We start from the raw sequence: 21,273 nt of genomic DNA, 5'->3' as shown, positions 1-21,273 counted from the left end.
TCTCATCGTGGTGCGCACCTTCCGGTCGTCTGATCCACCAGGTCGACAGTGAGCGGCGTACCGTCGGCACCGTCGACCTTCAGTGCGATTCCGCACAGATAGAAGTTGAAGAACGACCCGTACGAGCCGACTCGGATCAGCTGCTTGTAGTTCGAGGGCATGGACGCGAGAATCCGATCGAGCTCACTTTGTTGCTCGATCAGCGGATTCAGGCTTGCGTCCAGCTTCGACAGGTTTCCCGCGATGTCCGGGCGAACTCCGGCGAGGAGATCGGCGAAGGTGCCTGATGCGGTGTTCACACTCTCGACGGCAGTCCCGATCATCTCCCGGTCCGCCGCGAGCCCGCTGACCAGCTGTTGTAGGTGATCGAGAGTGTCACTGAACTGACCACCGCGGCTGCGCAATTCGCTGAGCACACCGTCGAGGTTGCCGATCACTCGACCGATCAGTTGGTCGCGGTCTGCGAGAGTGTTCGTAATCGATCCGGTGTGCGCCAGCACCGATGCCACAGTTCCGGACTGGCCTTGAAACACCTCGAGCAAGGACATCGACAACGCGTTGACCTGCTCCGGGTCCAGGGCTTGAAACAGCGGCTTGAAACCACCGAGTAGCGCATCGAGGTCGAGTGCCGGTGCGGTGCGATCGACGGGGATGCTCTCGCCCTCCGGTTGCGGTTCCGCGATCCCCGGATCGTCGAGCAGTTCGAGGTATCGATTACCCACCAGATCCTGATATCGAACAGCGGCCCTGGTCGATACGGTCACGGTGTCACCCGTATCCACACTGAAACTCACGTGGGCACGGTGATTCCCACCGAATTCGACGGAGCCGACAGAACCGACCGGCACACCGGCGATGCGCACCTTGTCGCCGGCTCTGAGCCCGGAGGCGTTGACGAACTCCGCCGAGTACGACCTCGCGTCGCCACCCCGCAGCTGGCCGAACACGAGGATCAGCCCGGCGTTGACGAGGATCATCACCAGAACAAAAATTCCGAACTTGACGGTGTACCCACGAACTTTCATCGGATCTCCGTCCCGAACAGGTAGCTCATCAGATCCGGGACCGTGTTCATCGGTTGCCCACCATTCGGCTGACGCTCGGGCGCAAACGGATTCACCCCGGTATCGGTCACCAGGTACGGCGCATTGACGTTCGGATCACGCAAAGGGAGACCCATACACTGCGGGCCACCTGTTGCCGCCACCTTGGGCAGGTCGTCGGGATAGCGGTACGGTTCGGTTCCGGCAATCAGACCTATCGACATCTTGATGCCCGGTTGACCGTTGTAGGCGCCGTCGCCGATCCGCTTGCTCTCCTGCAGACCGTGGAACATACAGGGAATCACCGGGGAGTATTCCTCGAGCAGAGCGGTCGTCGGACGTAGCAGGGAAAGAACGGTGTCGACGCCGTCGGCGTTGGCTCCCAGTACGTCCTCGCCGGTGCGGGCCAGCCCGATCACGTTGAGCAAGAGGAGATCAAGATTCTGCTGCTCGTCGAGAACAGTGGATCCCGTCGTCGTGAGCGAGTCGAGCGTGTCCATCAAGTCGAGAACAGCGTCGCGGTAGGTCTGTGTGACGGCTGGCAGGTCAGTCAACACATGATCGAGAGCCTCACGTGCAGTGTTGAATTCGAGCAAGGAGGAATCTGCTTGTTCGAGTGCGACCCCGAGCCGTTCGCCGCGTCCTTGCAGAGCAGTCGAGAGGGCACCCAATGTCGAATCGAGTTTGCCCGGGTCCACTGTCCGGAGCACGGTGGTGAGTTTCTCGAACACCGTGTTCAGCTCGACGGTCACCCGGGATGCGTCGATCGTCGCTCCGGCGGCAAGTCGCGCACTACTCGGCTGCTCCGGCGAGGACAGGCTGACGAACTTCGCGCCGAAGGCCGTGTTCGACGTGATCGCCACATTCACGTTTGACGGAATCGATTCGAGCGCTTCGGGATCGATCGACAACGACAGTTGTGCGGTGGCGTCGTCAGTCGGCGTGATGGACTCCACCGAGCCCACGGTCACCCCGGCCATCTTCACCCGCGCGCCCGGATCCATCACGAGCCCCGCGCGCTCCGCGATCACCGTGATCGGGACGCGAGCGACAAACTCCTGGTTGAAAGACGCGACCGACAACGCGATGACCCCGACGATCGCCGCAGCCAAGCCCAGAGCAGCCAACTTGTAGCCGTATCTGTGCACGCAGTCCCCCTAACCGGACAGATTGAAGTTGCCGGAACCGCCGTAGAGCGCGAGTGAGACGAGCAGGGTCACCGCCACGACGCAGATCAGCGAGAGCCGAACCCCGCGGCCCACTGCAGTTCCCACGCCCGACGGTCCCCCGGACGCGTTGTATCCGTAGTACGTGTGGATCAGCATCACCAGTAGTGCCATCACGAGCACTTGAACGAAGGACCATGCGACGTCGACCGGATCGAGGAACGTCGTGAAGTAGTGGTCGTAAAGACCGGAGGACTGACCGAACAGCACGACCGTGGTGAATCGTCCGGCCAGAAATGATCCCACGAGCGCCAGTGAGTACAGCGGCAAGATCGCGATCATCCCTGCGGTGACGCGGGTGCTGACGACGTACGGGACCGAACTGATCGCCATCGATTCGAGGGCGTCGATTTCCTCACTGATGCGCATGGCACCGATCTGCGCGGTCGAACCTGCGCCGATCGTGGCCGACAGGCCGATTCCCGCGATGACCGGCGCAGCGATACGAACATTGATGAAGGCGGAGAAGAATCCGGTGAGCGCTTCGACTCCGATATTTCCCAGTGAGCTGAAACCTTGGATCGCAATGGTGCCGCCCGAGGCGAGAGTCAAAAATCCTACGACCGCAACCGTTCCGCCGATCACTGCCAAAGCTCCGGTGCCCATGCTGATCTCGGCTACCAGCCTCAACACTTCTTTCGGGTGTTTGCGAATTGCCCACGGGATGTGAGCGATGGCGCGCGCGAAGAAGACAGCTTGTCGCCCGACGTCGTCGATCGAGCGTGACGTTCGAGCCACCCGCGCCCGCGTGCGTCCGAACTTGCCGATTTGTGCCAGCGAATCCGACAGCGTCACCTCGATCACCCCGCCGTCAATCGGATGCCGACCGCGGTGACGATGGTGTTGACGACGAACAACGCCATGAATGCGTACACCACCGTTTCGTTGACGGCCTCCCCCACGCCTTTCGGCCCACCCCGTACCGACAGTCCGCGATAGCAGGCCACCAATCCCGCCAGCATCCCGAACAGTGCAGCTTTGACCATCGACAACGCCACCTCGGGCAGGCCGGTCAGCAACGTGATTCCCTCGACGAAGGCGCCAGGGTTCACGCCCTGGAGAAACACCGAGAAGGCGTAACCGCCGGCGATGCCGATGACGCAGACGAGTCCGTTGAGCAGCAAAGCCACCACGGTCGACGCGACCACCCGAGGAATCACCAGCCGAGTGATCGGATCGATCCCGAGCACCTCCATGGCGTCGATCTCTTCACGAATCGTTCTCGATCCCAGATCGGCGGCGATGGCAGTCGCGCCCGCACCTGCCACGATCAGCACCGTCACCACCGGACCGACCTGAGTCACGGCGCCGAGCGCGGCCCCGGCGCCGCTGAGGTCGGCGGCACCGATCTCACGGAGCAGGATGTTGAGCGTGAAACTCACCAGGACCGTGAACGGCACGGCCACCAATACGGTCGGCACGATCGACACCCGGGCGATCATCCAACTCTGCTCGAGAAACTCCTGCACCTGAAAGCGGGTGCGGAACAAGCCCACTGCGACATCGGCGCCCATCCGGTAGAACTGGCCGAGTTCGCGCATCGGGCCCGCAAGTGCAACTCTTCCGCTGTACACGTCAATGCCCCGAAGGACATGACGTGGAGTTGCCGTAGTCGACCTTGAATTCCTTGATCCCGTTGAGCCAACCGGACGAGAGCCTGCTCGGATCGCCGAGCTTGCTGATGTCGGGCATGTGATCGGCGATCTTGCCGAAGATCAGATCGACCTCCATTCTGGCCAGGTTGGCGCCGACGCAGTAGTGCGGCCCGGTTCCTCCGAACGCGAGGTGCGGGTTCGGGTCTCGGGTGATGTCGAAGACGTCGGGGTTCCCGAAGACGGTTTCGTCGAAGTTCGCCGAGCCGTAGAGCAGTACGACGCGCTGCCCCTTCGCAATCGCAGTGCCGGCAATCTGTGTGTCCACCACGGCTGTTCGTTGCATCGACGTCAGTGGCGAAGCCCAGCGGATGATCTCGTCCGCGGCGGTGCGCGGACGCTCGCGCTTGTACAATTCCCACTGATCCGGATGCTCGAGAAATGCCATCATGCCGAGTGTCGTTGCGTTTCGCGTCGTTTCGTTGCCCGCGACAGCCAACATGATGACGAAGAAACCGAACTGTTCCGGGGTGAGTTTCTGCCCGTCGATGTCGGCATGCACCAAGCGTGAGATGATGTCGTCGAGCGGTTCCTCCCGTCTCGCCTCAGCCAGTTGATAGGCGTAGCCCAGGATCTGCGCCGACGCCATCCGAGACTCGCCGGCGAGCGACTCGTCGTCGTATCCCGTCATCTGATTCGACCATTCGTACAGCTGACGGCGCCCGTCCTGCGGTACACCGATCAGCTCCGAGATCGCCTGCATGGGTAACTCGCTGGCGACCTGGCTGACAAAATCACCGCTACCTTCCGCCACGGCAGCCGACGCTATGTCTTCTGCCCGCGCTTCCAACCCGGCCCGCATCGCTTCCACCGACCGCGGAGTGAACAAGCGTGCCACCAACTTGCGCAGCTGTGTGTGCTCAGGGGCGTCCTTGTTGATGAGGACGTGTTTTGTCGCCTCCAACTCCTCCGCCGAGATGTTGTCTTCATGCCGCGGAATGCAGCCGTTGACGTTGCTCGAGAACTCCTCGCTGCGCAACGAGACGTCGCGGACGTCTGCGTGGCGGGAGACAACCCAACAACCACCGTCGTGAAATCCGCCGGTACCCGGTTCCTGGGCGTTCCACCAGACCGGAGCGCATCGTCGTAGTTCGGCGAACTCGGCAAGCGGGACGCGCTCGCCGTACAGATGTGGGTCGGTCACGTCGAACCCGTCGGGAAGGTCGATCTCAGGCATTGCAGATGCTCCTTTACGGATGGGTGCCGGGTGCCGGGTGTTGCGTGTGAGCGCTAGTCGATCCGGTGGACCGGGTCGCTGTTCTGTGAGAACTCCTTGGCCCAGCGGTAGTCCGGCTTGCCGCTCGGCGCTCGAACGACCTCGTCGGCGATCCAGAAGGAACGCGGAATCTTGTAGCCGGCGAGGTGACTGCGGGCGTGCTTCTCGATGGATTCGAAATCCGGTTCCACACCGTCGCGGATGCGAAGCACTGCCGCCACCCGATTGCCCCACCGCTCGTCCGGAACACCGATCACTGTCGCGTCGTAGATGTCGGGATGGGCCTTCACCACGGCTTCGACTTCTTCCACGAAGACCTTCTCGCCGCCGGTGTTGACCACCATGTTTCCCCGTCCGAGGAGGGTGACCGAGCCGTCGTCCTCGATCCGCGCCCGGTCTCCGGTCACCACTGCCCGTGCGCCGTTCACCTCGCGGAATATCTCGGCCGACTTCACCGGATCCTTGTAGTAGCCGAGTGGAACGTTTCCGAGTTTCGCCAGCCATCCTTCGGCGCCCGAGCCCGGCTCCAACACACGGTTGTCGTCGTCGACGACGACCGTGAATCTGTTGGCACCCACTTTGGGTCCGCCACGCTGCTCGAGCCCTTTGGTTGCGAATCCGATTCCGCCGAAGCCTGTTTCGGACGATCCAACCGAATCGGAGATCATCAGATTCGGAAAGACGTCGAAGAACGCATCTTTGACCGATCCGGAGAAGAGCGCAGCGCCAGAGGCGAGCACAGCCAGGCTCGACCCATCCGGTTGCAATTCGTGATGGGCTTCGACCAGTGGACGGCCCATGGCGTCGCCGGTGATGACCATGACCTGCGGCCGATACTCGGCGACGACTTTCCAGACCTGTGCCGCATCGAACTTCGGTTCGAAGATGACGGTGTTTCCGGAGAACAGAGCGTTGAACGTCGGCATCAGTGCCGAGGTGTGGATCAGCGGTGGAAGCATGCACCACCGCATCGGTTCGGCTGCCGCGGCGCCACCGCGCGACTGCTGGTACTCGTCGGCGATCGGCTCACCCGAATAGAAGTCGTAACCGCCGGCCAATACGCGCCAGATGTCTTCCTGCCGCCAGACGACGCCTTTCGGTCGTCCGGTTGTTCCGCCGGTGTAGAGAACGTAGACGTCATCGCCGGAACGCTCGGGAAATGCATGTTCACCTGTGCGAAGCGAGGATTGGTTGCCGAGCGCATCCTCGTACGCCACTGCCCCCGGAATCGACGGTTCGTTCCCGAGAGCGAGTTCGTCCGCCGCCTCGATCACGTACTTGACCCGCGGCGTGGCCACCAAGGCCTCGGCGACCCGCTCAGCGAAACCACGATGGAAAACCAACGCCGTGAGATCCGCGTTCTCGTACAGATAAACCAATTCGTCGCTCGTGTAGCGGTAGTTCACCGTGATGGGAACGCCGCGGATCTTGAAGGCCGCGAGGACAGCAACCATCGCCTCGATCGAGTTGTGCAGCTGAATACCGATGTGCGAACCGACACCCAACCCGACGGACTGGAAGTAATGCGCCAATCGGTTGGCCCGCTCGTCGAGCTCACGGTATGTCACCTCCTCGCCGGAAACGATCAGCGCGAGGCGATCGGGCATCACATCGACGGAATGCTCGAACAGGTCTGCAAACGTGTACGCCATAGGTTGAGTCCTTCGGGTTCGGCCGGTCAGACGACGAAGAGAGGCAAAGGGATTCCGCGATCTTCGAATACGAATGCCGCGCCGGTACTGACCTTCGTGATGGCGACTTCGACGCATTCCGGAGCGGGAGCTTCGGTGATGTCGACGGCCAGAAGAAGCCCCGCGGCATCTTCGGCCACCACTCTCACGGTGAAGTGCGGATTCACGCCGCGGACCAAAGCTTGGAGAGGATCGAGGTGCTCGCTGCCGAGCAAGGTCGGCCAACCGCCGTCGCGGTCGACAAGAGCTTCTCGCGAGATCCGCAGCTCCAGAGCACCGCCGTCCTGTCGAATCTCGCTCTCCACATACTGCTTCGGATTCAGCAAGGGATGCACGGACAGGACCAATGCCAACGATTCCAGCGTCGAAGGAAGCCCGAGCGCATCTCGAATACGCTGTGCCGCAACTCCCGCGATTCCGGTCAATTGCTTTCGCGTGATCTCGCGAGCCTTGTCTTCGTCGGCACGGCGGCGAACCGCTGCCAGAAAGCCCAACGCCAACAGATGATGCTGCACGCAGATCTCCTCTGCGATACGAACCAAGGCTGATCGCGAGAAGTCGGAAAACCTCAGGTCGGACAACAACGGACCCGAGTAGTCCGCCCTACCGTCCCCACCGTGATCGATCGGGCTCAGCTCGACCGTCACCGCGGCGGTGCGTCCGATCTGCTCGGTGTGCGCGGTCATCACGGGAGGCGTGTGCGACGGGTCGATGGACACGGTCCAGGCGCAGTGCGGATGTCGGTCCGCGGGCCTGCGCGGTGGTCGGTGAATCGGCCGGATCTGGGCGCGCGGGTTGGTCGCGATGGCCGTTGCATCGAAAGTCGGATCCTCGATGTCGTGACACATTGAGGTCACGAACTCATCGCCCAACGGCTCGACGTCCATGAGTGCTCCGCAATGATCGAGCCAGAATTCACCGTGCAGCGGATCGTCGACCCGGTATCGAAAGTCCATGAACTGTGGCGGAGCGCCGATGTCGAGTTGTAAACCTTTGAAGATCGTCACGACGTCGTCACCCTCGTATCCGAGAGCCTTCTGCATGCGGCGGGTGTACCAGGGGCTGGCCGACTCCCACTCCTCGACGGCCACCTGTGCCATACCCTCGCGTCCGAATTCGACGATCAGATGCGCCATGCCCGATCGGTCGATCAGCTGCCCGCACAGGAGCAACTCGGGCACCAGCACGGCAAGGTCGCGCTGCGAGAGTGCCTCGAAGGAATCGCGCACCGGCATCGGACTCACCACAGCGAAACCGGCGCGGTGCCCACCGGATACCAGCCCGGTAGCGGGTCGCCCGAGATCGATCGCTGGATCCGGCCCTGCATCCCCTTCGAGAGAGCATTGTTGCCGATCATCTCCATGAACAGTGCCGACACGTTCCCGAAGTCGAAGAAGTCACGCTGCCACGACCATTGGAAATCCCCGCCGTAGCGGAACCAACTACCACCGATACCGTAGACGGAGTAGTTGCTACCGTCCTCACGCTTGGCATCGGAAATCTGCTTCCACAAGCCGATCACGTTTCCGCTACGGTCGTCGATCACAAAGTCTTGATACGGATACTCCCAGCCTTCGAGGCCCTTCATCTCGAGACCGAGCGCGACTTCGCGAATCTCCTCGCGCCCCACCGCCATGAAATCCTGCTTGGGGCCGTAGTTCCACCCGTACGTGGCGTCCTCGGTATACATGTCCGCCAACGGTTTCCAATCGCCGGCGGCTTCGGCCTTTTTGTTCGCCTCGATCCAGCGTTGGACCATCTCGTCGAGCTCTGCGCGGTCGAAACCCGTCATCTGAACTTCCTCCCTCGAGCACATGAATTCGCTGCAATCAATCGACAATTCTCAGGGCGCCGGTCGGGCAGTACCTGACCGCCATCTCGGCTTCACCGCGGAGCGACTCGGGTGGGTCCGAGTCCAGAAGACTGACCTTCCCCCGCTTCGGGACGACAAAGATCTCCGGTGCCTCCAGCTCACACGCCGCATGGCCTTGGCACAGGTCGAGGTCGACTTCGACGTGCATGATCACCCCTCACGCCCGGGACGTGTTCGGCGCCGGTACCTCACCGCGCACGGCTGCTGCAACTGGACGACCATCTTGCTGTGGTCGTTTCGGTAGGATTCCGACGGCTGCGCCATCTCGAACTCGAAGTCCCGCAGCAGGATCGAGAAGATCGCTTTGAGCTGCATCTGGGCGAACGCAGCGCCGACGCAGCGATGCCGGCCGGCTCCGAACGGAATCCACGTCCAGCGGTTGACGATGTCCTCTTGATTCGGGTCGATGTACCTCCCGGGATCGAAGGTGTCCGGCCGGGGAAAGTCCTCGGCGATTCGATTGGAGATCGCGGGTGTCGCGGCGACAAGATGGCCCTCTCGGATCTCGAAGCCGCCCACTTCGAAATCTCCACGTGCCACCCGCAACAGGATGATCAACGGCGGATGCAGTCGAAGGGTTTCCTTGACCACAGCCTCGAGAACCGGAATCTGGCGCAGGGCATGAAAACTGATATCGGCGCCGTCGGAGTACAGATTGTCGAGTTCGTCGACGACGTCCGTCATGGTGTCGGGATGCCGCAACATCTCGATCAGCGACCACGCTGCCGTGCCGGAAGTCGTGTGGTGGCCGGCGAACATCATCGAGATGAAGATTCCGGTGATCTCGTCGGCACTGAACCGGAGGTCGCCGTTCTCGTCCTTGACCGAGACCAACACGTCCAACATGTCGCGGTCATCCTTGCCCTGCGGAGGATTCGCGATGCGCCCGTTCATGATGTCCTGTACCAGAGCGACCAACGCCAACCGGGCCTCGTCGCGGCGGCGGAAACTCTCGATCGGCGCGTACGGATCCACGAAAGCCAATGCATCCGTTCCCTGTTCGAGCTCGTGATACAGCTTGGCGAAGCTATCATCCAGTTCGTCGCGGAACTTCTTGCCGATCAGGCACGCCGACGAGGTGTAGATGGTCAGCTCGGCGAAGAAGTCGAGCAGATCGATCTCGCCTTCGTCTCCCCACTGCGCGACCATCGCCTCGACTTCGCGGCCGATCGTGGCGGCGTGCCCGCGCATCTGTTCGCCGCGCAGAGCCGAGTTGTGCAGCATCTCTTTACGCCGCTCCGGGCTGGCGTCGAAGACGACGCCTTCACCGAATATCGGCTTCATGAAGGGGTAAGCCGCTTGTTGGTCGAGATCCTCGTCGGTGGAGCGGAAGAAGAACTCGTTTGCCTCGGCTCCGGACAGCAAGATCACTGTGCGGTCGGCAAGTTGAAAGGCGCCGACGTCACCACATTCCTCACGCACCCGGCGCATGAGCGCTATCGGGTCGGTTCGCAGTTCCTCGAGATGCCCGTGCGGGAGATCCCCGCCGGACACCCGCGGCGGCTCTGGCAGTGTTCGCGACGTCTCTTGCACTCCGTGCGTCATGTCGTCTCCTGTGAGTTCGCAGTGGGAAGTTTGTCCAGTGGCGCCTCGGGCTGAACTTCGACGAGCACGATGTGTGCTCCTCGCGGCGCCGACACAACGGCGACGATGGCATTGGCGATGTCCGAGGCGCGCAGAAAGTAACCATGGCGGGCGAACCCCCACTTGCTCCACGATTCCCCGACCGGTCCGATGATCTCCGGCGTCGTGTCCATCCCCATGCCGGTCAGTGTCGGCCCGGGTCGCACGATCGACGCGCGAATGCCTGTTCCCTCGAGCTCCATTCGCATCTGACGCCCCATTGCCTCGAGCCCGGCCTTCGCCGCGTCGTACGCACCCATGAGTGGACGCTGGCGCTCGGCACAATCCGAGCCGATCAGTACGAAGTCACCGCGCTGTCGTTGCCTCATACCGGGGAGAACACGATGCGCCAATCGCTGCGCACCGACGAGGTGAACTTGGATCTGCCGTAGAAACGCCTCAGGATTCATCTCGTCCGCAGCCCCGAATTCGAGGTCTCCGGCACCGGAGACGACGATTTCCGCGGGGCCGTGGACTGCCTCTGCGGCCGAGACGAACCCGTCGACCGAATCACCGTCCGTGACGTCGAGGAAGTGGGCGAACGCTTCACCACCGTTGCTGCGGATCTTCTCGGCGATGGCTTCGCATTCGGCGACTCGACGCGCACCGAGTGCAACCGGATGCCCGAGTTCGGCCAGGGCATACGCGGTGGCTGTGCCGATTCCCGACGACGCACCACTGATCAGTGCCGGCCGGCGAACGGGATTGGGTTCGAAACGAGGCATCAGCGCACCTGCACTTTCACCGGCAGGGCCGCAAAGCCCCGGACATTTGTCGAATGAACACGCTCGATTCCGGACTCGACGACTTCGTAGTCGCTGACCCGCCGCCCGAACTCCGCCAGGGCGATCTTGGCTTCGAGCTTGGCAAGGTGGGCACCGAGACAGAAGTGCACGCCACCACCGAAACTCGCGAGTTTGCCCGACGAACTCCGGCCGATCTGGAAGCTGTCGGCATCGTCGAAGACGTCGGCGTCTCGGTTGGCCGATCCGATCAGGAGCAGGACCTTCTCCCCCGCCGGAATGGTGCGTCCGTGGTATTCGAGGTCGACAACCGAAGTCCGAGCCACGATCTGACTCGACGTGTCGTAGCGAAGAGTCTCTTCCACCCATTCCGAGGCTCGTTCGGGATCGTCGAGGACCGGTGCGATCTGCTCCCGGTGGTGCGAACCCCAGTACAGAGCGTTTCCGAGAAGCTTGGTCGTGGTCTCGTTTCCGGCCACGACCATCAGAAACATGAATCCGAGGATCTCCTGGTCCGAAAGCTTGTCTCCGTCGATCTCGGCGTCGAGCAAGGCCGAGGTCAGATCGTCCGTCCGCGATCGGCGACGCTGCGCGATCATCTCCTTGTAGTAGCCCATCAAACTGATCGAAGCCTCCACCGCAGGTTGCGGCACGTCGAGAACACCCGCCTCTCGATGCACCACCAGATCCGCCTTGCGCCGCAGTTCGGCTCGGTCGGGTTCGGGGACACCCATGAGTTCGGAGATGACGTCCATCGGCAGCTTTCCCGCCACCTCCGTAATCCAGTCGAACTCCCCCGCGCCCAGCGCGGGTATCAGATGTTGCTTCGTCAGTTCGAGTATCCGGCCGTCGAGCTCCGCAACACGCCGCGGTGTGAATCCGCGAGAAACCAACTGGCGCAACCGCATATGGCGGGGATCATCCATAGCGAGAAACGACATCACATAATGCGCGTGTGGACCGTATGCAGCGGGGTCGAGTGATACTCCGTTTGCGCTCGACAGACGCTTGTTGTCCTTGAATCCGTCGACCACGTCCGCATATCGCGACAATGCCCAAAAGCCCACGTCCGGATTGTGATACAGGGGTGATTCTTCGCGCAGACGCTTGTACGTCGGATACGGATCGTCGTGAAAGTGGTAGTCGTACGGATTGAAGACCACCGGATCGATCAAAGCTTCTGTCATGATTTCTCCAGGATCAGTAGAGCTGAGGCCTCGAGGCGTCCAGCGATTTGCGCGTAGGTTCCGTAGCCGATCCCTGCCCGCAGAAGCGCCCCGGCATAAAGCATTTCGAGCGCTTCCAACACTTCGGGTTCGCCATTCGGATCCAACGCCGAGGCGAGTCGTTGATGGATCTCGAGCCCGATCCGGCCGCGAAGATGTTCCACTTCAGGGTCGGATCCGAGCAGTGCATTGGTCACGGCGGCCGATACCTCCGGTTCGTCCGCGAGAAGCAGCGCGATATTTCGAAGTACAGACAGCACGTGCGCGGTGCGATCCAACCCTGAGCCATCAGGCGCCGACGAGTTCTGAAGTCTTCGCCAGAAAACCTCTGCGACGAGATGCTCCTTGGACGCGAAATACGTGTAAGCGGTCGCAGTTCCCACGCCCGCTTCGGCCGCAACCGAACGGACAGTCAGCCCGGAAAACTCTTGTTTGCGTAGAACTTTCACTGTTGCTTCGGCAAGCCTGGCCACAGTTTCCGCCTGTTTGCCCGTGAGGCGCCTGCGAGTGGATTCGTAGACAATCGATCCCCCGCCACTTGAATCGCCCCGTTTGCTGGACACGTGTCTGGACGTTACTACAGCGTCCTGTCCAGGGCAACGAAATGGGGAAACTTGGAAAATTCACCACGAACAGGCAGCAGCGACGCGAAAAGTTCTACTACAGACCGATCTTCATCCCGGCACCAGCGTCCACGCGCAGTTGCTGGCCGGTGACGAATCGCGACTCGTCCGAGGACAGGTACACGACTGCATGCGAGATGTCCGCGGGTTCGACCCACGGGGTCGGCATCGCCTGCATGAACGGGAACGTCACAGCCGCATCCTCGGCGGTCGGATTTTCGAGGTCGGGACGGAACGTCCGGTACATCGGCATGCTCTGCAACATGTCGGTGTTCACATTGGTCGGATGAATCGCGTTGACGCGAATGGAACTCGGCCCGAGGGTCAGCGCCAACGAACTGGTATAGGCCTGAATCAGCTTCTTGGCCAGGCCGTATCCGTCGCCACCCGGACCCTGGAGCGCCTGTTGCCCGTTGAATCCGGTCTGCGGCACCAGACCGGCAACAGAGCCGATCGCGATGATCGAACCCCCTTCGCCGAGGTATTCCATCGACGCGTGCACTGTATTGACGACACCGAGAAAGTTCACATCGAAGGCGTCGACGAAACCGGCGGTCGACACGTGTTTGCCCAGCGGACAGATACCGGCGTTCGCCACGACGACATGCAATCCGCCCAACTGCCCTACCGCCTCGGCAAGTGCTGTTTCGAGTCCGGCGCGATCACGGACGTCGACACGCGCCGTCACCACCTGCTGCCCGGCCTCTTTTACCAGGCGAGCGGTTTCCTCCAGATCGGCTGGACTGGCGAGCGGGTATTCGTTGCTGGCGATGTCTGCGCACAGATCGAAGGCGATGATGTGCGCGCCCTCCTGCGCGAGACGGACGGCGTGACTGCGCCCCTGACCTCGAGCAGCGCCGGTCACCAACACCACTTTTCCGTCAACTCTGTTCATTTCGACCTCTCTCCTGTGGATGTGAAGACGTGGTTGTGAATGTGCGGTGAACCGTAGCGGCGCCGCACCGGACACGAGGCGCTTTTCGTCGAAGCAGATCCGAGACCCTCTCGAGACCGCTGGGCTCTCGAAATCTCTTATGCCCCAAAAACCATTGCCTCAACCACAAGTGTGAACTAGAGTCCAGACACATGTCCAGAAAGAGAGGGTTTGCGCTATGACGCTTCGACCCGCAGACAGTTCTGCACTTCTCGTCGACGGAAAACTGGTTCCCGGATCCGGCGGGACCTTCGAAGTTTTCAACCCGGCGACCGAGGAACTGATCGGCCGTGCGGCCGAAGGCACCGCCGCGGACATGGACGCGGCCATCGCCGCTGCGCGCCGTGCGTTCGACGACACCGAATGGGCACGCGATCACGGGTTTCGCGCTCGCTGCCTGCGCCAACTGTGCGATGCACTCCAGTCCCACATCGAGGAGTTGCGTGAGATCACCGTCGCCGAGGTCGGCGCACCGGTCATGCTGACGAGCGGTCCGCAACTCGAAGGCCCGATCGAAGATCTTCGCTACTGGGCCGATCTGATCGAAACCTATTCGTGGGAACAAGATCTCGGGCACGCGTCACCCATGGGGATTCCGACCCATCGCCGACTGCTCAAGGAAGCCGTCGGCGTCGTCGGCGCAATCACACCGTGGAACTTTCCGCACCAGATCAATTTCGCCAAGCTCGGTCCCGCCCTCGCAGCCGGCAACACCATCGTTCTCAAACCCGCGCCGGACACGCCCTGGTGCGCCGCGCTGGTCGCCAAGGTGATTGCAGAAGAAACCGAGATCCCGGCCGGCGTAGTCAACGTCGTGACGTCGACGGATCACTCCCTAGGCGCGCAGCTGTGCAGCGATCCGCGCGTCGATCTCGTGTCCTTCACCGGTTCCACCGCCACCGGACGCACAGTGATGGCCACGGCCGCGCAAACTCTCAAGAAGGTCTTCCTCGAACTCGGGGGTAAGTCCGCATTCATCGTCCTCGACGATGCGGACATCAAGGGTGCATGCTCGGTTGCCGCGTTCTCCGTCTGCGTTCATGCCGGTCAGGGATGCGCGCTCAGTACCAGACTTCTGGTGCCGCGCTCTCGGTACGACGATGCTCTGGCCGCGGCATCTGCCGCGATGGCGGGTATCCGAGCCGGCGACCCCAGCGCGCGCGGAACGGTGTGTGGCCCGGTCATCTCGGCGCGCCAGCGCGCCAGGGTGGAGAGCTACCTCGCCCTCGCGGTCGAAGAGGGCGGCACGATCGTGACGGGTGGGGGCCGTCCCGACGATCGCGAGAGGGGTTTCTTCGTCGAACCCACTCTCATTGCCGGGCTGGACAACTCGTCTCGCGTAGCACAGGAGGAGATTTTCGGGCCCGTCCTCGTGATCCTTCCGTACGACAACGACGACGACGCTATCCGGATTGCCAACGATTCCCCATACGGCCTGTCCGGGTCGGTGTGGGGCACCGATCCCGATCGCGTCGCGCACGTCGTTGCCGGTGTCAGAACCGGAACGCTGAGCGTCAACGGCGGCGTCTGGTATTCGGCCGACGCACCGTTCGGCGGCTACAAACAATCCGGGATCGGCCGCGAAATGGGCCTCGCGGGTTTCGAGGAATACCTCGAAACCAAGCTCGTCGCTTCACCTTCCTGACATTCCACACCCTCACCCCACACCCTCACCACAGAATGATCACCACGAAAGTAGGTCGACATGGGACGTTTCGACGGTCGCACCGCGATAGTCACCGGAGCAGCGCAGGGTATCGGAGAGGCGTATGCCCGCGCTCTGGCCGCGGAGGGGGCCAACGTGGTCGTGGCGGACCTCAATCGCGAACTCGGTGAAGCAGTCGCCAAGCAGATCAACGCGGACGGCGGAAATGCCGTGTTCAAGGACGTCGACGTCGCCGACGGGGAGTCGACTGCGGCACTCGCCGACTTCACGATCGAGCAGTTCGGCAGCATCGAGCACCTGGTGAACAACGCTGCCATCTACGGCGGAATGAAGATCGATTCCCTGTTGACGGTGGACTGGGACTACTACCGAAAGTTCATGAGCGTCAACATGGACGGCGCATTGCACGTGTGCCGGGCGGTAGTACCTCACATGCGAGCGAAGGGCGGTTCGATCGTCAACCAGTCCTCCACAGCAGCCTGGCTGTACTCGAACTACTACGGACTCGCGAAGGCCGGCGTCAACAGCCTGACACAACAACTCGCGACCGAACTCGGCTGGTCGAACATCCGGATCAACGCCATCGCTCCCGGCCCTATCGACACGGAGGCGACTCGAACCGTCACCCCCGGCAACATCGTCAAGGACATGGTGAAGCGAATTCCGTTGCAGCGCATGGGAACACCGGACGATCTCGTCGGCATGTGCCTGTTCCTTCTCTCCGACGACGCAGGCTGGGTGACCGGGCAGATCTTCAACGTCGACGGAGGCCAGGTGTACCGGTCATGACGCAATCGGCGCCGAAAGCCAGCGCTTCGAAAACCAGACTGGGATACATCGGTCTAGGCAACATGGGCGCGCCGATGGCGCAGCGCCTCCTGGACTGGCCGGGCGGACTGGTGGTGTGTGATGCCCGCGCAGAAGCGCTCGAACCGTTCACCACTGCGGGCGCGAGCGCAGCATCGACGCCCGCCGACGTTGCAGCGCAGGCGAGCATCATCTCCGTCACGGTGCTCGACGACGCGCAGGTACGCGAGGTTGTGTGCGGGCCGCACGGGATTCTGTCGACCGCACGGCCAGGCACTGTCGTCGCGATTCACTCCACTGTCTCGGACACCACGGCGGTGGAACTCGCTGACATCTGTCAACAGCGTGGTGTTCTGCTGGTCGACGCGCCGATCAGTGGCGGTGCCGGCGGCGCAGCGCAGGGCAGGCTGGCAGTGATGATCGGCGGCTCCGACGAGGCGTTCGAAGCCGTCCGCGAGCCCTTCGGATCCTGGGCCGAGCTGGTGGTTCACGCCGGTGACGTCGGCGCTGGAACGCGAATGAAGCTCGCACGCAACCTTCTTCACTTCGTCTCGTTCACCGCCACGACCGAGGCCGCGCGACTCGCCGAAGCAGCAGGACTCGATCTCTGCACGCTCGGAAAGGTCGTCAGGCACACCGATGCGATCACTGGTGGCGCGGGCGCGATCATGCTCCGCGACACCACCGCACCGGTCTCGGAGGACGACCCGTGGTTCTCGATACTGCGGCATGTTCGCAATCTCGGGGAGAAGGACTTGGCCTTGGCCATCGACCTCGGTGATCGGCTGAATCTCGACCTGCCGCTCGCGCACCTTGCGCTCGCCGGACTCGGTGCCGGTCTGGGCGTCGGGAATGACAGCGAAGACAGGCCGGCCGAACCTTCAACGGCATCTACTACTCGGGAGCACGCATGAGCGACACCACTCACATGACCGATGCCGGTGGAACCGACGAAAGCCGCATCTCCGAGGCCCGTGCTCGTGGCGTCGCGAAGATGAACGAGGTGTACGGCTGGGAGCTTCCCGCCGACGTTCCCGGCGACTTCTTCGCGGTCACCGCCGACCACCTCTTTGCCGACATCTGGACGCGACCGGGACTGTCGGTACGTGATCGACGACTACTCCTGATCGGTGCCATCACCGCCCAGGGGCAGAACGATGTGGCGAAGATCCAGATCAACGCTGCTCTCCACAACGAGGAGTTGACCGAGCAGCAGTTCGAAGAGGCCGCAATCTTCCTGTGCCACTACGTCGGCTGGCCGCTGGCCACCGGGCTCAACAATGCGCTGATCGCCGTGAAGGCCGACAGACGTAAGGCCGCGCGCGCCAAGGAGAAGGCCGCGGCCGATTCCGCGAAAACGGACACCGACTGACTTTCGGTCGAGATACTGCCATCAGGGCATCGATCACACCCACCGATTCCCCCACCAACCAACCAGAAGAACGAAGGATCCGAATCCATGGCCGAGGCCAGCTCAATCCGTCCGCAGTCCTCCGAAAACATCGAGCAGTGGCACTTCGAGGCTGACGTCGTCGTCGCCGGCTACGGCATTGCCGGAGTGAGTGCTTCGATCGAGGCCGCGCGAGCGGGCGCCGACGTGTTGGTGCTCGAGCGCACGAGCGGCTGGGGCGGCGCTGCGGCGCTGGCAGGCGGATTCATCTATCTGGGCGGCGGGACCCCGTTGCAGCAGGCACTCGGGTTCGAGGACTCCCCCGCCAACATGAAATCGTTCATGATGGCCGCACTCGGTCCCGGCGCCGACGAGGAGAAGATCACCGACTACTGCGAAGGCAGCGTCGAGCACTACAACTGGCTCGTCGACAACGGTGTGCCGTTCAAGAAGAGTTTCTACGGCCAACCCGGCTGGGAAACACCCTTCGACGACGGACTCATGTATTCCGGCGGCGAGAACTCGGCACCGTTCAACACGATCGCGACACCGGCCCCTCGCGGGCACGTTCCACAGATGAGCGGCAAGCGCACCGGGGAGAAGGGCGGTGGTTTCATGTTGATGAAGCCACTGATCGAGACGGCCGAAAGCCTCGGCGTACGAGCAGAATACGACATGCGAGTCCAGCGCCTGGTCGTCGACGGAGATCGAGTGGTCGGCATCATCGCCAAGCAGTACGGCAAGGAAGTGGCAGTTCGAGCACGCACGGGTGTCGTTCTGGCGACGGGAAGCTTCGCCTACAACGAAGCGATGATCCAGTCGTACGCCCCACGGCTGATCGGGCGCCCCGGTGCGGCTATCGAAGAGCACGACGGAAAGTCCATCCAGATGGCGCAGGCTCTCGGGGCCGACCTCGCGCACATGGACGCCACCGAGGTCGCATTCTTCGGCGACCCCCAGTTGATGATCCGCGGCATTCTCGTCAACGGACGCGGCCAGCGCTACGTCAACGAGGACACGTACCCGGGAAGAATCGGCCAGGAGACGCTGCTGCGCAACGAGAATCAGGCCTACCTGATCATCGACGAAGCTTCCTACGAAGAGGGCTGCGCCGCCGACAGTTCCACACCGTTCTTCAGATTCCAGCCCAAGTGGGTGGCCGAGACCGTCGAGGAACTCGAATCCGACATGGGTCTGCCGGAAGGCACCCTCCAGTCGACCGTCGAGGTCTACAACCGCCACGCCGCCCGTGGTGAGGACCCGGTACTGGGAAAGAAGAAGGAGTGGGTCAAGCCGATCGGCTCACCCGTCGCTGCGCTCGATCTTCGCAATTTCACCGCCGGATTCACGCTCGGCGGTCTGCGCACGTCGATCAACTCGAAGGTCATCCACGTCTCCGGCGAACCGATCCCGGGTTTGTTTGCCGCTGGACGCTGCACCGCCGGCGTCTGCGCCGGTGGATACGCCTCCGGAACGTCCCTCGGTGACGGCAGCTTCTACGGGCGACGCGCCGGAGTCAGCGCTGCCAAGGGCTGAGCGTCTCTTCTCAGATGTCAGCGTCCTCGCTGCGACGTTCGAGGAACAACGTGTCACGCCACCGCCCACCCAGTTGAGCGATACGCGACCGAGTGCCGACGACTCGGAATCCGACGGCCTGATGCAAGGCGACGCTTGCCCGGTTCTCCGGGAAAATCGACGACTGCACTGTCCAGATCTCACTGGCGTCGGCGGCTTGCACCTGTCGGCGAAGCAGCAGCTTGCCCACGCCGCGCCCGCGAGCGCCGCTACCGATGTAGATGGAGTTCTCGGCGACCCCGCGGTAGCAATCACGCGAGGACACCGGGCTGAGGCTCGCCCAGCCTTCGACGCGGCCGTCGATCTCGGCCACCCATCGATGATCGGGTAACCATTGCGCGTCGAGCTTCTCGGCGGATGGCACCGAGGTGGTGAACGTCGCGGTTCCGGTGTCGATTCCTTCGCGGTAGATCGAGCGGACGGCATCCCAGTCGCCGGATTCCATGCGGCGCACCACCACGTCATCGGGAAGAACTCCCAGTGTGTCTTCGACCGGACCACGAGCAGCCACGACGGCGGCCGCTGCCATCAGATCGGAGTATGCCGTTCCGGCAACACTGACAACCGAAGTGCCTTCACGCACCGAAGCCTCGACAAAACCGACCTCGATCAAGGCCTCGAGGTGAGCACTCAACGCCGACGGCTCGAGTGATGCGGCGTGTGCAATCGTCTCGACGTCGATCGGACCGCCGGCAGCAAGTCGAAGCACTCGCAGCCGCGTCGGATCACCCAGGCACGCAAACCTGCGCGCAAGTACGTCGGTGTCGAGGGGAGCGAGTGTTTCTGAACTCATGAGGCGACTATAACGCCGCTGACCTGCAGTTCGGTCGGCTAGGTTCGGCAAGAGTGTCCCGGAGTGAGAAACAACTCAGCCACCGACCCCAGGGTTCGCCGGCTAACGCGCACCGATCGACGCGGCAATCATCGACCACGAGTTGTGAAGATCGTCCTGCCAGTAACCCCAAGAGTGAGTGCCAGTTGCCCGGAAATCATAGGTGGCCGGGATGCCCAAGGAGTCGAGCCGCTCGGCCAAACGCTGGGTGCACTGGTTCGTCCCGGCCTCGATGACTCCACCCACGATCACCTGGTTCGCCAGAACGCCGAGGTCGCCGTTGACCATCGGTCCGCCCAGATTCTCGTGTGGGCCGGGCAGGCCCGATCCATTGCTGATGTAGAGGTCGACCCCCCGCAATCTCTCGGCATTGACCACAGGATCGTTGGCTACCCAGCCCGGACCGCCGGGAGGACCCCACATGTTGTCCACGTTGCCGCCGCGGAATCCGACCACGAATCTCACGTAGTCCTGACCGGGTTGAGTACTCGTCTCGGCACACCCGCTGAAAGCACCGACGGCACGGTAAACGGATGGCGCCGCCTCGGCCAGGCTCAGAACCGAGGTACCTGCCATCGACAATCCGGCAACGGCATTCGTACCCGTAGTCCCGAGCGTGGCATCGACGATCGGTGGCAACTCCTGGGTGAGAAATGTGGTCCACTTGTTCAGTCCGAGAACAGGATCGGGCTTCTCCCAGTCGGTGTAGTAGCTGTAGGCACCGCCGATCGGGTTGACGACGTTGACGTTCTTGTCGCCGAAGAAGTCGACGACGTCTGTCCGTGTCTGCCACGTCGCCGTGTCCTCGCCTCCGCCGGCCCCATTGAGTAGATAGAGGGTCGGCCGGGGCGCACTTGTGTCTGCCGGCCGAATCACCTCGAGCGGAATCACCTTGTCCATCGCAGCCGAGTAGACGTACATAGTCAGCTGACGGGCGTTGATCTCCTCGACATGATCGAGAGCTGAACCGCCTGAAGGGGATGTCGGGGCCGGGTCAGCCGAGGCCAACGCTGCTTCGCCGAACAGTCCCGTCCACGCGACGAGGGCGACGACAAGCATTGCCCGAGTACGTCCGATTCTTCTCATTGCCGCTCCTCGTGCTCGATTGCGGTGCCCGGCAACAGCTCGGTGGCGCTCGCTTCGCGGGCGTGCG

The 21,273-nt window shown here is 62.5% G+C and carries 21 protein-coding genes; 5 read left to right on the top strand and 16 right to left on the bottom strand.

All coding sequences use genetic code 11. The features are described 5' to 3' along the window. Positions 1-2: 2 nt before the first annotated feature. The 14 genes from ABIE52_RS05795 to ABIE52_RS05730 all read right to left on the bottom strand — a co-directional run bounded on the left by ABIE52_RS05795 (position 3) and on the right by ABIE52_RS05730 (position 13,811). Positions 3-1,025 carry an MCE family protein gene (locus ABIE52_RS05795; protein ID WP_030536767.1) on the bottom strand — a complete coding sequence of 341 codons (1,023 nt, stop codon included), beginning with the start codon at positions 1,023-1,025 and terminating at the stop codon, positions 3-5. Continuing rightward, the gene (locus tag ABIE52_RS05790; protein WP_030536768.1) at positions 1,022-2,191 is read right to left on the bottom strand and encodes an MCE family protein; all 1,170 of its coding nucleotides are present in this window, start codon (positions 2,189-2,191) and stop codon (positions 1,022-1,024) included. The genes ABIE52_RS05795 and ABIE52_RS05790 overlap by 4 nt, the downstream gene beginning before the upstream one ends. A 9-nt stretch (positions 2,192-2,200) precedes the next feature. Further along, positions 2,201-3,073 (bottom strand): MlaE family ABC transporter permease, encoded by an 873-nt coding sequence (locus tag ABIE52_RS05785; RefSeq protein WP_003944051.1) that lies wholly within the window; start codon positions 3,071-3,073, stop codon positions 2,201-2,203. Next, positions 3,070-3,810, bottom strand: coding sequence for an MlaE family ABC transporter permease (locus ABIE52_RS05780; protein ID WP_030536769.1), 741 nt, complete (start codon positions 3,808-3,810; stop codon positions 3,070-3,072). Before ABIE52_RS05780 ends, ABIE52_RS05785 begins: the two co-directional genes overlap by 4 nt. A gap of 34 nt (positions 3,811-3,844) precedes the next feature. Next, entirely contained in the window at positions 3,845-5,098 is a 1,254-nt protein-coding gene (locus ABIE52_RS05775) for a cytochrome P450 (RefSeq protein WP_030536770.1), read from the bottom strand. Between the two features lie 53 nt (positions 5,099-5,151). Beyond that, complete coding sequence (locus ABIE52_RS05770) at positions 5,152-6,789, bottom strand: acyl-CoA synthetase (RefSeq protein WP_030536771.1); 1,638 nt, start codon at positions 6,787-6,789, stop codon at positions 5,152-5,154. Between the two features lie 26 nt (positions 6,790-6,815). Then, positions 6,816-8,063, bottom strand: a complete 1,248-nt coding sequence (locus ABIE52_RS05765) for a hypothetical protein (RefSeq protein WP_003944063.1) — start codon at positions 8,061-8,063, stop codon at positions 6,816-6,818. A 5-nt stretch (positions 8,064-8,068) separates the two neighbouring features. Beyond that, on the bottom strand, positions 8,069-8,620 hold the full coding sequence (locus ABIE52_RS05760; RefSeq protein WP_007728648.1) for a Cif family virulence factor: 552 nt from the start codon (positions 8,618-8,620) through the stop codon (positions 8,069-8,071). 37 nt (positions 8,621-8,657) lie between these two features. Beyond that, positions 8,658-8,849: a ferredoxin gene (locus ABIE52_RS05755; RefSeq protein WP_020907945.1), complete on the bottom strand. Its 192-nt coding sequence runs from the start codon at positions 8,847-8,849 to the stop codon at positions 8,658-8,660. Positions 8,850-8,851: 2 nt separating this feature from the next. Beyond that, on the bottom strand, positions 8,852-10,246 hold the full coding sequence (cyp51, locus tag ABIE52_RS05750) for a lanosterol 14-alpha demethylase (RefSeq protein WP_007728646.1): 1,395 nt from the start codon (positions 10,244-10,246) through the stop codon (positions 8,852-8,854). Next, positions 10,243-11,049, bottom strand: coding sequence for an SDR family oxidoreductase (locus ABIE52_RS05745; RefSeq protein ID WP_003944110.1), 807 nt, complete (start codon positions 11,047-11,049; stop codon positions 10,243-10,245). The genes cyp51 and ABIE52_RS05745 overlap by 4 nt, the downstream gene beginning before the upstream one ends. Beyond that, positions 11,049-12,254 carry a cytochrome P450 gene (locus ABIE52_RS05740; RefSeq protein ID WP_003944019.1) on the bottom strand — a complete coding sequence of 402 codons (1,206 nt, stop codon included), beginning with the start codon at positions 12,252-12,254 and terminating at the stop codon, positions 11,049-11,051. Before ABIE52_RS05740 ends, ABIE52_RS05745 begins: the two co-directional genes overlap by 1 nt. After that, positions 12,251-12,817, bottom strand: coding sequence for a TetR/AcrR family transcriptional regulator (locus tag ABIE52_RS05735; RefSeq protein ID WP_024487471.1), 567 nt, complete (start codon positions 12,815-12,817; stop codon positions 12,251-12,253). The genes ABIE52_RS05740 and ABIE52_RS05735 overlap by 4 nt, the downstream gene beginning before the upstream one ends. A gap of 136 nt (positions 12,818-12,953) precedes the next feature. Further along, a complete protein-coding gene (locus ABIE52_RS05730; protein WP_007728643.1) occupies positions 12,954-13,811 on the bottom strand; it encodes a mycofactocin-coupled SDR family oxidoreductase in 858 nt (285 codons plus the stop codon). A 217-nt stretch (positions 13,812-14,028) separates the two neighbouring features. Here ABIE52_RS05730 and ABIE52_RS05725 point away from each other — a divergent pair, with 217 nt between their 5' ends. From ABIE52_RS05725 to ABIE52_RS05705, 5 genes are all read left to right on the top strand, one after another. Then, positions 14,029-15,495 carry an aldehyde dehydrogenase gene (locus ABIE52_RS05725; protein WP_030536772.1) on the top strand — a complete coding sequence of 489 codons (1,467 nt, stop codon included), beginning with the start codon at positions 14,029-14,031 and terminating at the stop codon, positions 15,493-15,495. Between the two features lie 60 nt (positions 15,496-15,555). Further along, positions 15,556-16,305, top strand: coding sequence for an SDR family oxidoreductase (locus ABIE52_RS05720; protein WP_030536773.1), 750 nt, complete (start codon positions 15,556-15,558; stop codon positions 16,303-16,305). Next, on the top strand, positions 16,302-17,237 hold the full coding sequence (locus ABIE52_RS05715; RefSeq protein WP_030536774.1) for an NAD(P)-dependent oxidoreductase: 936 nt from the start codon (positions 16,302-16,304) through the stop codon (positions 17,235-17,237). The genes ABIE52_RS05720 and ABIE52_RS05715 overlap by 4 nt, the downstream gene beginning before the upstream one ends. Then, on the top strand, positions 17,234-17,695 hold the full coding sequence (locus ABIE52_RS05710) for a carboxymuconolactone decarboxylase family protein (protein WP_080712754.1): 462 nt from the start codon (positions 17,234-17,236) through the stop codon (positions 17,693-17,695). The genes ABIE52_RS05715 and ABIE52_RS05710 overlap by 4 nt, the downstream gene beginning before the upstream one ends. 87 nt (positions 17,696-17,782) lie before the next feature. Next, entirely contained in the window at positions 17,783-19,249 is a 1,467-nt protein-coding gene (locus tag ABIE52_RS05705) for an FAD-dependent oxidoreductase (RefSeq protein WP_030536775.1), read from the top strand. A 10-nt stretch (positions 19,250-19,259) separates the two neighbouring features. On the opposite strand, the gene ABIE52_RS05700 is transcribed toward ABIE52_RS05705, so the two are convergent. Beyond that, positions 19,260-20,081 (bottom strand): helix-turn-helix domain-containing GNAT family N-acetyltransferase, encoded by an 822-nt coding sequence (locus tag ABIE52_RS05700; protein WP_030536776.1) that lies wholly within the window; start codon positions 20,079-20,081, stop codon positions 19,260-19,262. A 102-nt stretch (positions 20,082-20,183) separates the two neighbouring features. Further along, positions 20,184-21,206, bottom strand: coding sequence for an alpha/beta hydrolase (locus ABIE52_RS05695; RefSeq protein WP_003944025.1), 1,023 nt, complete (start codon positions 21,204-21,206; stop codon positions 20,184-20,186). Between the last annotated feature and the right edge of the window lie 67 nt (positions 21,207-21,273).

Origin of the sequence: Rhodococcus sp. OAS809, from assembly GCF_040546695.1 — a bacterium.
Classification (GTDB): Bacteria; Actinomycetota; Actinomycetes; order Mycobacteriales; family Mycobacteriaceae; genus Rhodococcus_F; species Rhodococcus_F qingshengii.
The sequence above is the reverse complement of the archived record's forward strand: the minus strand, read 5'-3'. Positions and strand labels throughout refer to the sequence as shown.